The sequence below is a fragment of the Ardenticatenales bacterium genome, from assembly GCA_020634515.1.
Taxonomy (GTDB): domain Bacteria; phylum Chloroflexota; class Anaerolineae; order Promineifilales; family Promineifilaceae; genus JAGVTM01.
Genome location: JACKBL010000002.1, coordinates 354,687 through 373,822, shown reverse-complemented (window position 1 = coordinate 373,822; position 19,136 = coordinate 354,687). Strand labels below are relative to the sequence as shown.

Here is a 19,136-nt window from a genome sequence, read left to right as displayed (position 1 = left end):
GAGGAAGCCTTGTCCGCTGACAGCCATGAACGCGCTCCCCTGCTCCCCTGTTCCCCCGCCCGCACCCGGCGGCTATTAAATCTAACCACCCTCACCCTGCTGCTCACGAGCCTTAGCTTGTGGGCGCTGCGGTGGAGCGCACAGGCCGCGCCGCCACCGGCCGCCAACCCCGTGGTGGTGCGCGAGATTGACCAGGCGCGCAACCTGACCATCAACGGCGTTCATGCCGTAGACCTTTCCGGCATTCGGCAGGACGTAGGCGACCTGAACATGGACGGGCTGCCCGACCTGGTGATTGGGGCGCGGCAGGCGGACCCGGACGGGCGCGAGGATGCCGGCGAGACATACATCTTGTTTGGTCCGCTGGCGGCAGGGTCTCTGGAACTGAGTACGGACGCGGACGTGACCATTCATGGGATTGATGCCGGCGACCATTCGGGCATTGGCGTGGCTGTGGGGGATTTTAACGCGGACGGCATCAATGACCTGACGATTGGCGCGCGGCGCGCCGACCCGGATGGACGGGAAAACGCGGGCGAGGCGTACATCATTTTTGGCCCATTCGCGCCGGGCGTCTATGAATTGAACGACATCCGCGACGTGACCTTCAACGGCATTGATCCGTTTGATGAAACGGGCGTGGGCGTGGCCGGCGGGGACGTGAACGGGGACGGCTACGAGGATTTGACCGTGGGCGCGCGGCAGGCGGACCCGGACGGGCGCGAGGATGCCGGCGAAACTTACGTCGTTTTCGGGCCGTTTGGCGCGGGCATGACGGTGGAACTGGCGCAAGCGGACTTGCTCATTAAGGGAAAGCGGCGGGGCGATCTCTCCGGGTATGGCGTGGACACGGGGGACATCAACCACGACGGACACCTTGATTTGCTGGTGGGCGCGTGGGCGGCGGAGGGGAGCGGCGTGCTGAATGCGGGGGAGTTGTACGTGTTGTTTGGGCCACGTTCTGCCGGCACTTGGGACCTAAACAGCGACGCGGACATCACCATCAGCGGCCTGGGCCAGGAAGACCACCTGGGCGTGGGCGCGCGCAGCGGCGACCTCAACCTGGATGGCTACGATGACCTGATGATCGGCGCCACCACCTCCGACCCCGACGGGCGCATGGAAGCGGGGCGCGCCTTCATCGTCTACGGACCGCTGGACGCCGGCTACTACCATGTGGGAGACATTGCCAACTTCTATTTCAACGGCATTGATCCCGCCGACTACTTCGGCATTGGCGTCGCCAACGGCGACCTGACCAACGACGGCATCCCCGACCTCATTTTTGGCGCTTTCCGCGCCGACCCACACGACAAGTTCAACGCGGGCGAAACTTACGTCGTCTTTGGCAGCCTGGCCGACGTGTCCCTGACGATGCAGGCGAACACGCCGCAGCCACAAACGGGCATGCCGCTGACGTATGAACTGATAATGGCGAACGGTGGCCCCGGCCCCGCGCCCAACGTGGCGATTGTGGATCGGTTGTCGCCAGATGTGACGTATGCCGGCAGCAACGTCGCCGAATGCAGTTACGATCCCCAGGCGCACGCCGTCACCTGCCTTTTCCCCGGACTGGCGGCAAATACCGCTTTCTCGTTGTACATTTCCGTGATACCGGATACGGATGGGACGATCACGAATACGGCCACGATTGTCAGCGACGTGTTGGATGCCGATTTGGGCAATAATGCCGGCATCGCCATGACCATCGTCGCGCCGGCCTGCGCCGGTCTCACGCCGACGATTCTGGGCACGGAGGGGGCGGACCAACTGGTGGGCACGGCGGGGAATGACGTGATTTTTGCGCGGGGTGGGGATGATACGATTCTGGGCGGGGACGGGGACGATGTGATTTGTGGGGGAACGGGGGATGATCAGATCAGCGGAAATGCCGGCAGCGACCAGATACTGGGCGAAAACGGCAACGACCAACTCACGGGGCTGGACGGTGATGACACCTTCTGGGGTGGCGCCGGGGACGACCTGATCATCGGTGGTCCGGGAAATGACAGCGCCAACTGCGGCAGCGAGGACGATTACTTCGATGGCGGCGCCGATTACGATACCGCCCTGCCCAACTGCGAAGTCACCGTCAACGTCGAAGCCAGTCCCGAAGCGTTCCCCCTGCGCGGAACGCCCCAGGATGGATGAGAACAATCAGCATCGCCAGACTGCGCGGATTCCTGTTTTATCTGCCTGTGCTCGCCGAAGGCCACAGGGACTTCGCCAAGATCAGCCCCGCAAGGGCTAACAGAGATGTTTTGGGCTTTTTCGGAATTTGAAGGATCCTATTCCGTACCGAAAAAGCCTCCAGCCAATCCCGAAAATCGTGCCTTTTCTGGATCGATATTTTTCTGGATTGGCCTTATCCGCGTTTTGCCCACCACTCGTCTTACTATACGAAGGAGAACGGCCCATGAGCAAGCCCCAGCCCGACCACGTTCACTTCCGCACCTGCAACCTGTGCGAAGCGATGTGCGGCCTGCGCATTTCCATGCGCGACCGGCAAATCATCGCCATTGAAGGGGACAAAGAGGACCCGTTCAGCCGCGGGCACATCTGCCCCAAGGCCGTGGCCCTGCAAGACATCTACCACGATCCCGACCGCCTCAAATTTCCCGTGCGGCGCACCGCCGCCGGCTGGCAGCGGATCGGCTGGGAGGAAGCCTTCGCGGAAGTGGCCGCCCGCCTGCGCGCCGTGCAGGCGGCGCACGGGCGCAACGCCGTGGGCATCTATCAGGGCAATCCCTCCGTACACAACATGGGCACGCTGCTCTACGCCGCGCCTTTCATTCGCGCCCTGCGCACGCGCAACCGTTTTTCCGCCACCTCCGTGGACCAACTGCCACACCATCTAGCCGCCTACCTCATGTTCGGCCACCAATACCTCGTTCCCGTCCCCGACGTGGATCGCACCGACTACATGCTCATCCTGGGCGCGAACCCCCTCGTCTCCAACGGCAGCATGATGACGGCGGCGGGCATTGCCGACCGCCTGCGGCGCATTCAACAGCGCGGCGGCAAAATCGTGGTCATTGACCCGCGCCGCAGCGAAACCGCCGCGCGCGCCGACGAACATTTCTTCGCGCGGCCGGGCAGCGACGCGCTGCTGCTGGCGGCCATGCTGCACGTTATCTTTGCCGAGGGCCTGGCGCGGACCAATGGGTGGCAGGCGTACAGCGACCATCTGGCGCAGGCGCAAGAAGCGGTGGCCGCCTTCACGCCGGCGCGCGTGGCGGATGCCGTGGGCATGGCGGCGGCGGACATTTGTCGCCTGGCGCGGGAATTTTGCGCCGCCACGCGCGCCGTCTGCTATGGGCGCATCGGCACATCCACACAGGCGTTTGGCGGCCTTTGCCACTGGCTGATCAACCTGCTGAACATCGTCAGCGGTAATTTTGACCGCGCCGGCGGGGCCATGTTCACCCATCCGGCCATTGACGTGGTGAGCATCGTGGGCGCGACGGGGCGCACGGGCGGCTATGGGCGCTGGCGCAGCCGCGTGCGCGGGCTGCCGGAATTCGGCGGGGAACTGCCCGTGGCTGCGCTGGCGGAGGAAATCTTGACGCCGGGCGAGGAACGGATTCGGGCGTTGGTGACGAGTGCCGGCAATCCCGTTCTCTCCACGCCCCATGGACGTCAGCTTGATGACGCCCTGGCGCAGCTTGATTTCATGGTGGCGATTGACATTTACGTGAACGAAACCACGCGGCACGCGCACATCATTTTGCCGCCGACGACGGGGTTGGAAACATCCCATTACGATCTCGCTTTCCACGTGCTGGCGGTGCAGAACACGGCCAAGTATTCCCCCGCGCTGTTTGCGCCGGAGCCGGACATGCGGCACGACTGGCAGATTTTCCAGGCGCTGCGGGCGCATCTGGAGGCGGGGGAAGGCGAACCGCCGCGCCGGGACAAGGGGGACGTGTTCCAGCGGCGACCGGAGACGATCCTGGACCTGGGGCTGCGGTATGGGCCGTATGGGTCGTGGGGCGGGCGACGGGGGCGGGCGGATGGGCTGAATCTGGCGAAGTTGAAGCGGCAGCCGCATGGGGTGGATTTAGGGGCGCTGCGGTCGTGTATGCCGGCACGACTCTACACCCCCACGCACCGGATCGAACTGGCTCCGGAGCTATTTGTTGCGGACATGGCGCGGCTGGCGGCGCACTTCTTCGGCGGAAATGCCGGCAGGGAACACACCTTTGACCTGGCCTTGATCGGGCGGCGGCAGTTGCGGAGCAACAACTCGTGGATGCACAACAGCCACCGACTGGTGAAGGGGAAAGAACGGTGTACGCTGCTGCTGCATCCGGAGGACGCGGCGGTGCGGGGGCTGCAAACGGGGGATATGGCGCTGGTTTGCTCGCGGGTGGGGCAGGTGCGGGCGCAGGTGGCGGTGAGCGACGAGGTGATGGCGGGGGTGGTCAGTTTGCCGCATGGGTGGGGGCATGATCGGTCGGGGATTTTGCTGGCGGTGGCGCGGGAGAATGCCGGCATTTCCATCAACGACCTCACCGACGACCACACCATCGACCCCCTCACCGGCAACGCCGCCTTCAGCAACGTGCGCGTGCGTGTAGAAAAAGCGTAACGGCTAAGCCAGATGGGACCAATTTTCTCTGGGGAAATTGGTCCCAACTCCAGAAAGCGTTCGTCGTTACGAAAAAGCAATCGACTGGCGCCTGATTCCGCCCCCAAGCCAGGATGCGCCTGGAGGCGGAAGCGCCGGTGGCCTTCAACCCTTTCCCGGCTCCAGCACCAAGGTGGCGTCGTCCCAGACAGGGAGCCGGCCCAGAAATCAAACACGTAAGCCGCGCCAGCATTTATGCCGTTGTCCCGGAATGCAGCCTGCGCCGTCAACAATACCACCGACAACACCTTTGCCACGCTGATCGATTTTGGCCTCCTGGAAGACACCGGAGGAGGACGTTTCTGTCTGCATCAGACGGTAGCCGACTATGCCCGTTTGCAGCAAATAGATGCCACGGCGCAAAAACGCCTGGCTGCTTATTTCATCCCCTACGCACAGGCCAACGCACACGACGCCAGCATCATGAATGGTGAGGCCAGCAACATCCTGGCTGCGCTGGACAGCGCCCGCGCTCACGCCCAATGGCCTTGTTCGTAAGCGGCGTCAACACCATCTTCTCCTATCTCAACCGCCACGGCGCGTACACCACCGCCCGAACATACCTGGAACAGGCCCTCGCCGTCGTCGTCGATGATGGCGCGCGGGCGGAATTACAGCGCAACCTGGGCGAAACTGCTGCGAAAATGGGTGATTACGAAACAGCGGAAACCTGCATCCGCGAAGCCCTGACGCTGGCGCGCGCCAAATCGCGCAAGTCGCTGGCCTGCGACTTGCTCCTGCTTGCCGGCAACCTGGCCATCAATCAGGGGCAATATGACGTAGCGGCAAGCACATTGGGCGAGGGCGTGGCCCTGGCACGCCAACTAAGTGACGCGCAAAAAGAAAGCCGCTTTTTGCAGGGATTGGGCATGGTGGCCGCCAAACGCAGCGCCTACGCCGACGCGGAAACGCATTACCATCAAGCAATGACGCTGGCACGCGCCGCCGCTAATCAGGAGCAGATCGCCGACCTGCTGCGCAACCTGGGGACGCTAGTACCTCGACAACCTAAAAATGAGGGGTGAGGAGTGCGGCATCCTCAGATGCCGCCTGTTCGCATCTGAGGATGCGAACTCCTCAAAATCACATTGTTGAGGTACTAACCGCACGGCGCGGCCTGTTTGATCAAGCGGAAGCAGCGTATGCGGAGTCGCTGCAACTGGCGCGGGCGCTGCAATATCGGGAACTGATCGCCACGCTCTTGCTCAACCTGGGGGCCATTATGGCCAAGCACGGAGCGGCGCACCAGGCGCAAAGCTGCTATGAGGAAGGGTTGGAAATCGCCCGCGAAATCGGCCACCGCGAGCGCATCAGTAGCCTACTCGTTAATCTGGGCGCGCTGGCAGTCAGGCAGCAGGCGTTTACGGAAGCAGATGCCTATTTGCGCGAGGGATTAGCTCTGGCGCGAGAGGTAGGGCATCAGGAACTCATCTGTCATCTGTTGGGGCAACTGGCATCCGTGGCCACCAACCGCGCCGATTACGCGGCGGCGGAAGCGTATGGCCGCGAGGCACTCACCAGGGTGGAATTGCTGGGGAACCGGTGGCAAAAAAGCAACATTCTGCTGACGTTGAGCGAACTGCACATGAGAACACAACAATGGGAGCAGGCAGCGACGTTTGCGTCGGTGGCGCTGACGCTGGCGCGCGACGCGACCGCACAAGAATATGAGGCAAAGGCGCTGTATTTCCTGGCGCGCATCGCCCACGCACAGGAGCGATTGGCGGAGGCGCACCAACTGGGGGCGGAAAGTGTGGCGATTTTACACCGCCGCCGCCTGATCAGTTTGCAAGAGATGACGCAGTGGTTGGCAGATTTGCCGCCAGTGGCGACGGTTGGTGACCAAATTCCATAGGGCGCAGCGGGGTTGCGGGGTACAATACCCGAAAAACCTTCCTGGGAGCCGCGAACTTCCAGGATGGTGAAGGAGCATGATCGCATGAAACCAGACCTTCTAACCGGTGAACACCGCATGTTTCAGGACGCCGTGCGCCGCTTTGTGGAACGGGAAATTGCGCCGCACCATGAGCAGTGGGAGGCGGAGGGGATTGTCCCCCGCGAATTGTGGCGGCAGGCGGGCGAATTGGGCTTTTTGTGCATGGATGTGCCGGAGGCGTATGCCGGCATGGGCGTCAACGACTTCCGTTACAGCGCCATCATCATCGAGGAGCTGGCCCGCGTGAATGCCACCGGACCGGGCTTTGCCATCCACACCGACATGGTCACGCCGTACATCATCCGGCACGGGTCGGAGGAACAGAAACAGCGCTGGCTGCCGCGCCTGGCAGCGGGGGAGATGATCGGGGCGGTGGCGATGACGGAGCCGAACACGGGCAGCGACCTGGCGGGCGTGCAGACGACGGCGGTGCGCCAGGGGGACCACTATGTGCTAAACGGGCAGAAGACGTTTATCTCCAATGGCATCCTCAGCGACCTGGTGGTGGTGGTGGCGAAGACGGACGTAAATGCCGGCAGTCGCGGCGTGTCGCTGCTGGTCGTGGAAAGAGGCATGGAAGGCTTCGAGCGCGGGCGCAATCTGGACAAAATTGGCATCCATGCCCAGGACACCGCCGAGCTTTTCTTCCACAACGTGCGCGTGCCGCGGGAAAATCTGCTGGGTCAGGAGGGTCACGGTTTCTACTACCTGATGCAGGGCCTGCCCCGCGAACGCCTGACGATTGCCCTTACCGCGGTGGCTTCGGCGGAGGCGGCGCTGGCGTGGACGCTACAATACTGCCAGGAGCGCACCGCTTTTGGGCAACCGATTGGCAAGTTCCAAAACAGCCGCTTCGCGCTGGCGGAAATGCACACGGAGGTGGAGATCGGGCGCGTGTTCATTGATCATTGCATTGAGGCGCATAATGCCGGCACACTAACCGCCGAAAAAGCCGCCATGGCCAAATACTGGACCACCGACATGCAGTGGCGCGTCACCGACCAATGCCTGCAACTCCACGGCGGCTACGGCTACATGCTAGAGTACCCCATTGCCCGCGCCTTCCGCGACTGCCGCGCCCAACGCATCTATGGCGGCACAAACGAAATCATGAAAGAAGTAATCGGACGCGCGCTCGGCGTTTGAAAGCGAGAGGGCGACAGGCCGGATGCTTCTTGCGAGGGAAAAGAAAATGACGATTGACGCTTATGTTTTTGACGCAGTACGGACGCCGCGTGGACGGGGGAAAGCGAACGGGGCGCTGCACGACGTGACGCCCATTCGCCTGCTCACGGGCCTCTTTCAGGCCTTACAGCAGCGGCAGCAGTTGGACACGTCGCAAGTGGACGACGTGGTTTTGGGCTGCGTAACACCCATTGGCGAGCAGGGGGGAGACATTGCCCGCACGGCGCCGCTGTACGCAGGCTGGAATCTGGACACGCCGGGGATGCAGCTCAACCGTTTTTGCGCTTCCGGCCTGGAAGCGGTGAACCTGGCGGCCATGAAGGTGCGCTCTGGATGGGAGCAGTTGGTGGTGGCGGGGGGCGTGGAATCCATGTCACGGCTGCCCATGGGGTCGGATGGCGGGGCGATCATGGACGACCCCAACGTGAGCGAGACGATTGGCTTTGTGCCGCAGGGCATCAGCGCCGACTTGATCGCCTCGCTGGAGGGATTCAGCCGCGCCGACGTGGACAACTTCGCTTTTGATTCGCAACAGCGGGCGGCTTTTGCGCGGGCAAACGGGCATTTCCGCGCCATTGTGCCCGTGCGCGACGATGCCGGGAATGTGCTGCTGGATTACGATGAACACATGCGCCCGGAGACGACGCGGGAGGGGCTGGCAATGCTGCGTCCCGCTTTCGAGAGGATGGGGTTGGCCCGTTTTGACGCCATTGCGCTGCGCAAGTACACGCAGATCGACCACATTGAGCACGTACACACGGCGGGGAATTCGTCGGGGATTGTGGATGGGGCGGCGCTGGTGCTGGTAGGGGCAAAGGCGAAGGGAGCGGCGTTGGGATTGCGCCCGCGGGCGCGGATTCGGGCGGCGGCGCTGGTAGGGGATGAACCGACGATTATGCTCACGGGTCCAGCTCCGGCGACGCGCAAGGCTTTAAGGAATGCCGGCATGTCCCTCTCCGACATTGACCTGATCGAAATCAACGAAGCCTTCGCCGCCGTCGTCCTCAAATTTATGAAAGAGATGGGCCTGGACAACACCGAACGCATCAACGTCAACGGCGGCGCTATTGCTCTGGGGCATCCCCTGGGGGCCACCGGCGCGATCCTGCTGGGCACGGCGCTGGACGAACTGGAGCGGCGCGACCTGAACACGGCGCTGATCACCCTCTGCGCCGGCGGCGGCATGGGCATCGCCACGATCATTGAGCGCGTCTAAAACAAACCGGAAGGCGGGTGGCTGACTTATCTGGTAACGACTCGTCGGCAGCTTCCCGGAAGCCGTTTTCATGCGAAATGCGTAACTACTAACGCTCTCTGGAGATTGGACCAATTTCACGCGTTCAATGGCGATTTTCACCAGAGCAAATTGGTCCAATCTGGCTTAGTAGTTACCGAAATGCAATGCATTTTGAGATGCTTTTAGCCCGACACGGAGCTTCCGGGAAGGTTTGCGCGAACCCTTAGTGGCTGCCCGCAATTAAATTAGCGGAAATGTGCGGGCAGCTTGTCAGTAACCGCCCGTAAAAAGTGTGAAGTTGTTTTCGGGCGGTTACTTAGCGGCGGCGCACCGCTGACTCTCGCACCACCATCTCCGCCTGGAAGACGGGCAGATCTGGTTTTTTGTCGTTGATCAGTGCAAGAATGGCCCGCGCGGCGGCCTCCCCCATTTCCGCCGCCGGCTGGCGCGTCGTGGTCAAGGGGGGAACCATGTAGGCCGCCGACGATTCATCGTCGAAGCCCACCAGGGAGACATCTTCAGGCACGCGAATCGCCCGCCGGTACAGCGCCAGGCGCGCGCCAAAGGCCATCTGGTCGTTGGCCGCGAAAATGGCGCTGAACGGGCATCCCCGCGATAACAGCATCTCCACGGCCAGCACACCGGATTGTTGCTGCAAATTTCCTTCCACCAGCAGGCGCGGGTCGGGTTCCATGCCGGCATCTCGCAATGCCTGCTGATACCCCTCAAGTCGCCGGGCGATGTCATCCACGGATTGATGATAGACGACGGGCGCGGTGATGTGGGCGATTTCACGGTGCCCCATGTCCAGCAGGAAGCGTGTTGTCTGGTATGCCGCGGTGAAGTTGTCTACATAGATGCAGCGGTCGGGCATGGACTTCAACTGGCGCGCCACCACGACGAGGGGGGTTTCCGCCGCGATCCTTTGCAGTATCGGCTCACTTAATTGGCCGCCCACCAGGATAAGGCCATCAACGCGACGAGCCAGGAGCAGCTCCAGCGCCTGTTGTTCAATCGCCGGCTGCCAGCGGCCATCGGCGAAAATGGGCCAGTAATCCGTATCCTCCATCCCCTGCAAGATACCCTGCAAGATGCCATCGTAAAATGGGCTGCCAAAATTCTGCGTGAGGACGCCAATCGTCATGGATTGGCCGCTGGCAAGGCTTTGGGCGAAGATGTTGGGTCGATAATCGAGATCCGACACTGCCTGATAGACGGCGTCTCGTTTTTCCTGGGCCACGCCGGCGGAGTTTCTGAGGACGCGGGAAACGGTGCTGGGGGATACATTCGCTCTTTCGGCAATATCTAAAATGGTGACCTTGTTGTCGGGAGAGGGCATATGTTTACTCCTTTGGGCAATTGTACAGTGAAATCGCTTTCGGGCAAGAGAGCATTGATGCCGGCATTTACCCCCAAAATCTCTTCAAATCATTGACAATTTAATAATAAGATGTTAACCTTCTTGAAAGCGTTTTCACAGAGCGCGGCAAATAAACCCGCAAAGGAGAAATCGCTTTCAAACGAAACGTCCGATCCCCATCTCAATTGATTAGCGGAGGTGACGCATCCCCAGAAAGAACCCCATTCCCCCACAAAACCAACCCTTCAATCGCTCATGTACGCAAAAGAGAGGAGAATCCTGATGAAGAAATCCCGTTTGATATTCATCTTTAGCCTGTTACTGATCGCCAGTATGATGCTCGCCGCCTGCGGCGGCGGCACGGAGCCAGCCGGCGATTCATCATCCGCCGCAACCAATGCGGACACGGAAACAGCCGCGGCCACGGAAGCGCCCGCCGAAGAACCCACGGAAGCCCCCATGGAAGAGACCACCACCGGTGACGCCATCGAAATCCGCTGGTATGTGGGCCTGGGCGCGGGGACCGACGAAGCCACGATTCAGGCGCAAGAAGACGTAGTAGCCGCCTACAATGCATCGCAGGACAAAATCGTCCTGAAGTTGGAAATCGTGGACAATGCTTCCGCCTATGACGTGTTGAACACCCAGATTGCCGCCGGTAACGCGCCGGACATCGTCGGCCCCATGGGCATTCGGGGGCGCGCCTCCTTCCCCGGCGCCTGGATGGACATGAACCCGCTGATCGCGGCCAACAACTACGACTTGAGCGACTTTGACCCCGCGCTGGTCGATTTCTACGTCTTTGAGGGCGAGCAGTTGGGCATCCCCTTCGCCGTTTTCCCTTCGTTCACCTTCTTCAACCGAGACCTGTTTGATGAAGCCGGTCTGCCCTACCCGCCGCAGGAATACGGTGTGCCTTACGTGGATGCGGACGGCAACGAGATGGATTGGAACACCGAAACCGTGCGCGAGCTGGCCATGCTCTTGACCGTGGACGCCAACGGTAACGACGCCACCAGCCCCGACTTTGACATTGAAAACATCGTTCAGTTCGGTTACGGCAATATGTGGGGGGACATGCGCGCCATTGCCACCCTGTTTGGTCCGGGCAGCCTGGTTGACGCCAGCGGTAATGCGCAGTTCCCGGACAACTGGCGCGAGGCGATGCACTGGTACTACACCGGTATGTGGGAGGAAGGCTGGTATCCCAACGGCGTCTATGGCAACAGTGACATTCTGTCCGCCGGCAACTGGTTTGAATCCGGCAACCTGGCCATGGCCAATGTGCATCTCTGGTACGCCGCCTGCTGCGTTGGCGCATTGGAATCACAATGGGACGCGGCTGCCGTGCCTTCCTACAATGGCGTGACCACGGCGAAACTGCACGCGGATACGTTCGGCATCATGAAGACGAGCCAGCACCCGCAAGAAGCGTTCGAGGTATTGACCTACCTGTTGGGCGAGAAGGCGGGTGAACTGGCGGCGATCTATGGTGGAATGCCGGCACGCCTGAGCCTGCAAGACTCCTACTTCGATGATCTGCGCACGAAATCCTTTGGCGCCACCTCCGGCGCGGACATCAATTGGGACGTCGTTCGCGCCAGCCTTTCCTACCCGGACAACCCCAGCCACGAAGAAGGTCTGCCCAGCTTCCTCGAAGCCAGCGACCGGTACGCGCAGTTGAGCCAATTGATGGACCAGAATCCGGGCCTCGACCTTGACGCGGAAATCGACACCCTGGTGAAAGACCTGCAAGCCATCTACGACGCCGCCAAATAGCTCTTCATTCTAGCGGCAAATAATCAGGAACGAAGTTCCACCACGAAGCTTCGTTCCTGATTCAAGATGGGTATGATGGCTAAACTGACCCACCTTGACCAAAAACCTTCCTTGTTTTGTCCGCCAGACAATCCCAAAAAGCAATCTATCCCGCTTGCGCAACCAGGAGGAACGTCATGGGATTCTTTGAGGAAATCAGTGCCCAATCCAAAATCCGCACCAGGCGGAAAAAACTGACTCCCTTGCAGCGATATGAAGCGAGACTGGGTTACGCCTTCATTTCGCCCTGGATAATCGGTTTTCTCATCTTCTTTCTCGTGCCCATGGTGGCATCTTTCTATTTCTCCACCCTGGACTTCCAACTTGCCGCGCCAGATGAGGCGCGGTTTGTTGGCCTGGCAAACTGGCGGCGTATGCTTCTCGACGATCCGGTCGTGTGGCAGTCATTAGGCGTCACCTTCATCTACGCCCTCATTGCCTTGCCCATCGGCATCATCCTGCCGATTGGGTTGGCCTTGCTGCTCAACTCCAAGAACTTGTGGGGCACAAATATCTTCCGCACGCTTTTCTATGCGCCCACGATGGTGCCGGCAATTGCCGGCGTCCTCATCTGGCAGCAAGTGCTTAATCCGCAAACAGGATGGCTGAATCGCATGATCGAGTGGCTGTCCTTTGGAACCGTGAAGGCCGTGGGGTTGGACGGCCTGCGCTGGCTGGATAATCCGCGACTGGTGTACTTCGCCTTTGCCTTCATCGGCCTTTGGGGCCTGGGCAATGCCATCCTCACCAGCCTGGCCAGTCTCCAGGGGGTTCCCACGGAGCTTTACGAAGCGTCAGAAATTGACGGCGCCGGCTACTTCCGTCGGTTGTTCAACATCACGTTACCAATGATCTCCCCGGTGATTTTTTACAACCTGGTGTTGGGCGTGGTGGGTTTGCTGCAATACTTCCTGGTTCCATTCGTCCTCAATGGCGGCAACGGCTACCCGGAAAATGCCACCCGTTTCTACATGGTTTACTTCTACAAGCAGGCGTTTTCTTTCGCCAACATGGGTTACGGGGCCACGTTGGCCTGGTTCATGTTCTTCATTGCCCTGGCCTTCACCCTGATCATCTTTGGCACGTCCCGATATTGGGTCTACTACCCCACAGGGAGAGATTAAGCCAGCATGGGGAGCCATGTTGTCCAGGTGAGACCCGATAGATCCGTGAGGTCCGTCAGGTCTTGCCGCCAGTAACGCCTATTGAACAACGCAACGGAGGTATGTCATGGCCACAACCGTATCTGGACCCCTTTCTGAAGCCGCTACCCAAAGAATGATCGCCAAACGCCGGCGTAATATCCTGACGAAGGCCGCAATCACGTTGTTTGCCTTGATGCTCTTATCGATTTATTTGATGCCCCTGGCCTATGGGGCGGTCACTTCCGTGAAGAGCAAACAACAGGTTTCGGATTCAACTGCCCCCATTTTGCCTTCGGAAACGGTGAAGTATGCGTACGAAGGGCAGACGTATGATGTGCTGCAAGTGCCCACGGAGGACGGCATCCAGGAGTGGGCTTTGGTGGACAAGGGGCGCGAGTCCAGTGGCTTTATCGATCCGAAGAACCCTGATGCCGGCATCATCGAATGGGAAGGACGCTGGCGAACATTAGAACCCGTGCGCGAGCTAAGTATCCAATGGGAGAACTACCCCAAAGCCTGGAACACCATTGACTTCGTGCGTCTGCTGGCCTTCACGCTCATGTACGCCGTCGTCACCATGATCGGCGCCGTCGGCTCATCCGCCTTCGTCGCCTACGGCTTCTCCCGTTTCAACTTCCCCTACAAAAACGTCCTGTTCATCATCCTCATCGCCACCATCGTCCTCCCTCCGGCGGTGACGCTGGTTCCCACCTACGCCTTCTTCATCTCCATTGGTTGGGGCGGAACCTGGCTACCCTTAATCGTGCCCCAATTTTTCGCCAACGCCTACAACGTCTTTTTGCTGCGGCAATACTTCATGACGATTCCGCAGAACATGGAAGAAGCGGCCAAGATCGACGGGGCCGGACCACTGCGCACGTTCTTCTCCGTGATTTTGCCGCAGGCAGTGCCGGCATTAGTCGCCGTCTCCCTCTTCCATTTCTTCTTTGCCTGGAACGACTTCTTCGGCCCCCTCATCTATCTGGCCGGCAACCCGGACATCAACCCCATCACCGTCGGCCTCACCACCTTCAACGGCCTCTACTCCTCCGAACCCCAACTCATCCTGGCCGCCTCCATCATCACCATGATCCTGCCGCTGACCATCTTCTTCCTCGCCCAACGCGTCTTCATCCAGGGCATCGTCGTCACCGGCTCCAAATAACCACTCGAAAAACCCGGTTTCTTCCAGAAACCGGGTTTTTGGCCCACAAAAGGCAAGCACCTCATGAAACTCAAACAGATATTGCTGGTGATCACATTGGCCGCGGCAGCCTTGCTCACCACCCTGATTATGCTGCGCCCCACGGACGCGCGCGCGGAAGTGGCCGTCCCCGCCACGCCGCTGGCCGACTTCCCCATGTTGGCCGACTTCGAAGGTGGCGTCCCGGCGGGTTGGTTTGTCTACAATGGCGGCGGTAGCAACCTCACCGCCTTCACGGAAATCATTTCCGACGCCGATGCCGCCGCTCTTCCCGGTCAGGTTGGTGACAACGAACTGCTCTCCACCACCTTTACCGTTGGCGATTATGCCGGCTTTGGCGACAACTTCGGCGCGGTCTCCCAAAACTGGGCCAGCTACGACGCCTTCACATTCTGGTTCTACGGCCAGAACAGCGGCCTCTCCTACCAGGCCGAAGTGTTCGACGGGGGCAGCGACGCCGACCACGCCGAACGCTGGGATTACAACTTCACCGACGACTTCACCGGCTGGCGGCAAATCATCATCCCGTTTTCCGCCTTCAATTTCGCCACGGACTTCCAGCCCTACCCTGACGATGGCATCCTCAACCTGACCACAATGTGGGGCTGGGTATTCCCCCTGCCCATCGGCGCGTCCGCGTTCTACCTGGACAACGTCGCCGTCACCAATTTGATTTCGTTGGCCGATTTTGAAGGTGGCCCGCCACAAGGCTGGTTTGTCTACAACGGCGGCGGCAGCGGCATCACCACATTCACGGAACTCATCTCCGACACCAGCCCCATCGCGCTACCGGGCCAGGTTGGCTATAACGAACTGCTCTCCACAACCTTCACCATCGGCGACTATGCCGGTTTTGGCGCGGACTTTGGCGCGGTTTCCCAGGATTGGACCAACTACGACGGCCTCAGTTTCTGGTTCTACGGCCTGAACTCCGGCCTCTCCTATCAGGTGGAGGTGTTTGACGGCGGCAGCGACGCGGACCACGCCGAACGCTGGGACTACAACTTCACCGATGACTTCACCGGCTGGCAGGTAGTGGCGGTTGACTTCGATATGTTCAATTTTGCCACGGACTTCCAACCGTATCCCGACGATGGCATTCTGAACCTGACGACGATGTGGGGGTGGGTATTCCCGCTGCCCGGCGGCGCAAGTTCGTTCTACCTGGACAATGTGAGCGTTTACGGCGATGCCGGCACGCTCCCCCTCACCGTGCAATTCAACAGCCCCACCTACAGCGTGGACGAAGCCGGCACGGCCACCATCATCGCCACCCTGAACATGACGGCCACCTACCCCGTCAGCGTCAGCTACGCCACCGCCGACGGATCGGCCACAGCCGGCGCGGACTACACCGCCACTGCCGGCACGCTCATTTTCCCCGCCAACACCCTCACACAGAGCTTCACGGTAGACACGATTGACGATGGCGCGCTGGAAGGCGCGGAAACGGTGCTGCTCACCCTGAGCGATCCCCTCAGCGTCACCCTGGGGTCGCCCAGCGCGGCCACCCTGACTATCGTGGACGACGAGCAGCCCAGCCCCACCACGGCCAAACTGGACATCGTGGACGATTACGAATTGACGGAACTGGTCAGCGGCATGGACGGTTCCGTGTCCATTGGCTGGTTCACCTTCAACGCGCCCACGGCGGCTGCCGGCATCACCCTTACGCAAGTCCTCACGGACGGCATTCCCGCCCCCATTCCCGACACCGAATGGCCGAACACCGTGCTGCAAATGAACACGGAAATCGACACCGGCGAATGGGCGGGCTTCGTCCACGCCTTCGCCAACGACGCCGCCGATACCTGGACCCCGCAAGATTGGAGCGGCTACGAAGGCGTCGCTTTCTGGCTCTACGGCAACAACACCGGCGGCACGCTGTTCCTGGACATCCTCGACAACCGCAACCCCGGTTCCACCTCCGACGACGCGGAACGCTTCAGCGTGGACATCCCCGATGACTTCAGCGGCTGGCGCTACTTTGAAATCCCCTTCGGCGACTTCAACCGCAAGGACATCGGCAACGGCGCGCCCAACGACGGCCTCACCCTCACCGAGATGCACGGCTACGCTTTTGGCGCGTTTGGCTCCGTGCCCATGGGCGCGCAGGCCAACTACATCGATCAGTTCGCGCTGGTGGTGCGCGTGACGACGGTTGATGACTACGAGTTGACGACGTTGCCCGCGGGGATGGATGGCTCGGCTTCCATTGGCTGGTTCACCTTCAACGCGCCCGCGGCCAGTGCCGGCATCACCCTCACCCAAACCATCACCGACAGCCCCCCCGAACCCGTGCCCGGACAGGACACGCCCAACACCGTGCTGCAAATCGACACCACCGTCAACACAGGCGAGTGGGCCGGCTTTGTGCACGCCTTCGCCAACGAGGCCACGGACACCTGGACGCCACAAGATTGGAGCGACTACGAAGGCGTCTGCTTCTGGCTCTATGGCAACAACACTGGCGGCACACTCTTCCTGGACATCCTCGACAACCGCAATCCCGGCTCCACCGGCGATGACGCCGAACGCTTCAGCGTAGACATCCCCGACGACTTCAGCGGCTGGCGCTTCTTCGCCATCCCCTTCAGCAACTTCAACCGCAAGGACATCGGCAACGGTGCGCCCAACGACGGCTTCACCCTCACCGAAGTGCATGGCTACGCCTTTGGCGCGTTTGGCTCCGTGCCCATGGGCGCGCAGACCAACTACCTGGACCAGTTCGCCATCTACGGCAACACCGGCGACGCGGCGGACCTGACCGTTAGCTTCGCCGGCGGGACCTTCTCCGCCGCCGAAGGAGAAACGGCCGTCGTCACCGTCACGCTGAACATGAGCGCCGAGTCTCCCGTCTCCGTCGCTTACCGCAGCGCCGAAGGATACGCCACGCCGGACCGCGATTACACGCCCGCTGCCGGCATCGTCACCATCCCCGCCGGAGAAACCACGGCCACCTTCACCGTCGCCACGCTGGACGATGGCAAATACGAAGGGGACGAGAACCTGATGCTGGTTCTCTCCGACCCGACAAATGCCACGCTCGGCTTCCAGTACCGCGCCGTTCTCACCATTGAGGACAACGAGGAGGCCGATCCGGCGCTGCTGCACGACTTCGAGGGGTATCACTCCTTCCTGGAGAGCGATGGCGACGTGGCCTTCACGATCACGGAGGTGATGAGCGGTGACGCCATGGCGCGACCCGGTCAGGATACGTATGAACGGGTGCTGGCGGTGACGTATGACACCGGCGACACCCCGGTCTCCTTCACGCAACCTTTTGTCCAGGGACAAGACTGGAGCGGCTACGATGGCCTCAGTTTCTGGTTCTATGGCAGCGGCAGCGGGGAGTCGGTCAGCGTGAACTTGCTGGATAATCAGTCGGCGACGACGGCGGATGTTGATCCGGCGGATTGGGTGATGGTGTGGCAGGATGAGTTTGACGGAAATGCCGGCACAAAACCCAACCCCAACATCTGGCGCTACGAAATCGGCGACGGAACCCTCAACGGCATCCCCGGCTGGGGCAACAGCGAATCGGAATACTACACCGACAGCGCCGACAACGCCGCCCTCGACGGCAGCGGCAACCTCGCCCTCACCATGCAACAAGTCAACACCAACACCAGCGACCTGGCCTGCTGGTACGGCCCCTGCGAATACACCTCCGCCCGCCTCATCTCCTGGGACCGCATGGAATATGAGTACGGGCGCATCGAAGCGCGCATCCAGGTCCCCGATGGCGGCGACGGCCTCTGGCCCGCCTTCTGGATGCTGGGCACGGACCTGGACGAAGTGGGCTGGCCGCAATCGGGCGAAATCGACATCATGGAATACGTCAGCCGTATCCCCACGGAAATCTTCGGCACGATCCATGGCCCCGGCTACTCCGGCGGCAGCGCCTTCGGCAACACCTATGACTTCGGCGAACCCGTGGCGAATGACTACCACACCTTCGCCATCGAATGGGGAGCGGATGAAATCCACTGGTACGTAGACGGCATCAACTACCACAACGCCACCCCAAGCGACGTGGCCCCCAATCAATGGGTCTACAACCACCCCTTCTTCCTCTTGCTAAACCTGGCGATTGGCGGCAACTTCGGCGGCAGCATTGACCCGAACCTCGTCTTCCCGCAAACCATGCTGGTCGATTACGTGCGCGTCTACCAGGCCGAAAACACATCCGAGCGCTTCACCGCCTCCTTCGTCGATGACGTCAGCGGCTGGCGGAAGGTCACGCTGCCCTTCCATCGCTTCGTGCGCGCCGCCGACCAACCGGATGGCGCCCCCGATGACGGCCTCACGCTGACCGACGTTTGGGGCTACGGATTCGAGATGCCCAATGGCAGCAGCGGCACCATCTATCTGGATCAGGTGAAACTGGCCGACCTCTTCATCTCCTACTACTCCGTCATCTTCAAGCCATAGCGGAATGGATCAACGGCAGCCGCGGCGCTCGCTTACGCGAAGTCGCGGCTGCCGCGGTGTGGTTGGTGGTTGGTAGTTGAATGTAGGGCGATTTTCTAAATCGCCCGCCCGATTTGGAAAATCGGGCTTCTGTGAAAACAGGATGGTCGTGCATCTGGTGTGACTGTCCGAACAAGATGTTCGGACT

At 60.9% G+C, this 19,136-nt stretch carries 12 protein-coding genes; 11 read left to right on the top strand and 1 reads right to left on the bottom strand.

Annotated elements, in window-relative coordinates:
- Window positions 1–9: 9 nt before the first annotated feature.
- The 7 genes from H6650_06080 to H6650_06050 all read left to right on the top strand — a co-directional run bounded on the left by H6650_06080 (window position 10) and on the right by H6650_06050 (window position 8,967).
- A complete protein-coding gene (locus H6650_06080) occupies window positions 10–2,151 on the top strand; it encodes an FG-GAP repeat protein (protein MCB8951566.1) in 2,142 nt (713 codons plus the stop codon).
- A 265-nt stretch (window positions 2,152–2,416) separates the two neighbouring features.
- Complete coding sequence (locus tag H6650_06075) at window positions 2,417–4,591, top strand: molybdopterin-dependent oxidoreductase (protein MCB8951565.1); 2,175 nt, start codon at window positions 2,417–2,419, stop codon at window positions 4,589–4,591.
- 240 nt (window positions 4,592–4,831) lie between these two features.
- Complete coding sequence (locus tag H6650_06070; GenBank protein ID MCB8951564.1) at window positions 4,832–5,128, top strand: hypothetical protein; 297 nt, start codon at window positions 4,832–4,834, stop codon at window positions 5,126–5,128.
- Window positions 5,113–5,655, top strand: coding sequence for a tetratricopeptide repeat protein (locus H6650_06065; GenBank protein ID MCB8951563.1), 543 nt, complete (start codon window positions 5,113–5,115; stop codon window positions 5,653–5,655). The genes H6650_06070 and H6650_06065 overlap by 16 nt, the downstream gene beginning before the upstream one ends.
- 41 nt (window positions 5,656–5,696) lie before the next feature.
- Entirely contained in the window at window positions 5,697–6,485 is a 789-nt protein-coding gene (locus tag H6650_06060; protein ID MCB8951562.1) for a tetratricopeptide repeat protein, read from the top strand.
- A gap of 84 nt (window positions 6,486–6,569) precedes the next feature.
- Window positions 6,570–7,712, top strand: coding sequence for an acyl-CoA dehydrogenase family protein (locus H6650_06055; protein MCB8951561.1), 1,143 nt, complete (start codon window positions 6,570–6,572; stop codon window positions 7,710–7,712).
- A 46-nt stretch (window positions 7,713–7,758) separates the two neighbouring features.
- Entirely contained in the window at window positions 7,759–8,967 is a 1,209-nt protein-coding gene (locus H6650_06050; protein MCB8951560.1) for an acetyl-CoA C-acetyltransferase, read from the top strand.
- 337 nt (window positions 8,968–9,304) lie between these two features.
- Here H6650_06050 and H6650_06045 read toward each other — a convergent pair whose 3' ends face one another.
- Window positions 9,305–10,327 (bottom strand): LacI family DNA-binding transcriptional regulator, encoded by a 1,023-nt coding sequence (locus H6650_06045; protein ID MCB8951559.1) that lies wholly within the window; start codon window positions 10,325–10,327, stop codon window positions 9,305–9,307.
- Between the two features lie 303 nt (window positions 10,328–10,630).
- Between H6650_06045 and H6650_06040 the strand changes: the two genes are divergently transcribed.
- From H6650_06040 to H6650_06025, 4 genes are all read left to right on the top strand, one after another.
- The gene (locus tag H6650_06040; GenBank protein MCB8951558.1) at window positions 10,631–12,127 is read left to right on the top strand and encodes an extracellular solute-binding protein; all 1,497 of its coding nucleotides are present in this window, start codon (window positions 10,631–10,633) and stop codon (window positions 12,125–12,127) included.
- Between the two features lie 176 nt (window positions 12,128–12,303).
- Window positions 12,304–13,290, top strand: a complete 987-nt coding sequence (locus tag H6650_06035; GenBank protein ID MCB8951557.1) for a sugar ABC transporter permease — start codon at window positions 12,304–12,306, stop codon at window positions 13,288–13,290.
- Between the two features lie 106 nt (window positions 13,291–13,396).
- Window positions 13,397–14,476 (top strand): carbohydrate ABC transporter permease, encoded by a 1,080-nt coding sequence (locus H6650_06030; protein ID MCB8951556.1) that lies wholly within the window; start codon window positions 13,397–13,399, stop codon window positions 14,474–14,476.
- Between the two features lie 63 nt (window positions 14,477–14,539).
- Window positions 14,540–18,949, top strand: coding sequence for a family 16 glycosylhydrolase (locus tag H6650_06025; GenBank protein ID MCB8951555.1), 4,410 nt, complete (start codon window positions 14,540–14,542; stop codon window positions 18,947–18,949).
- Window positions 18,950–19,136: the final 187 nt, after the last annotated feature.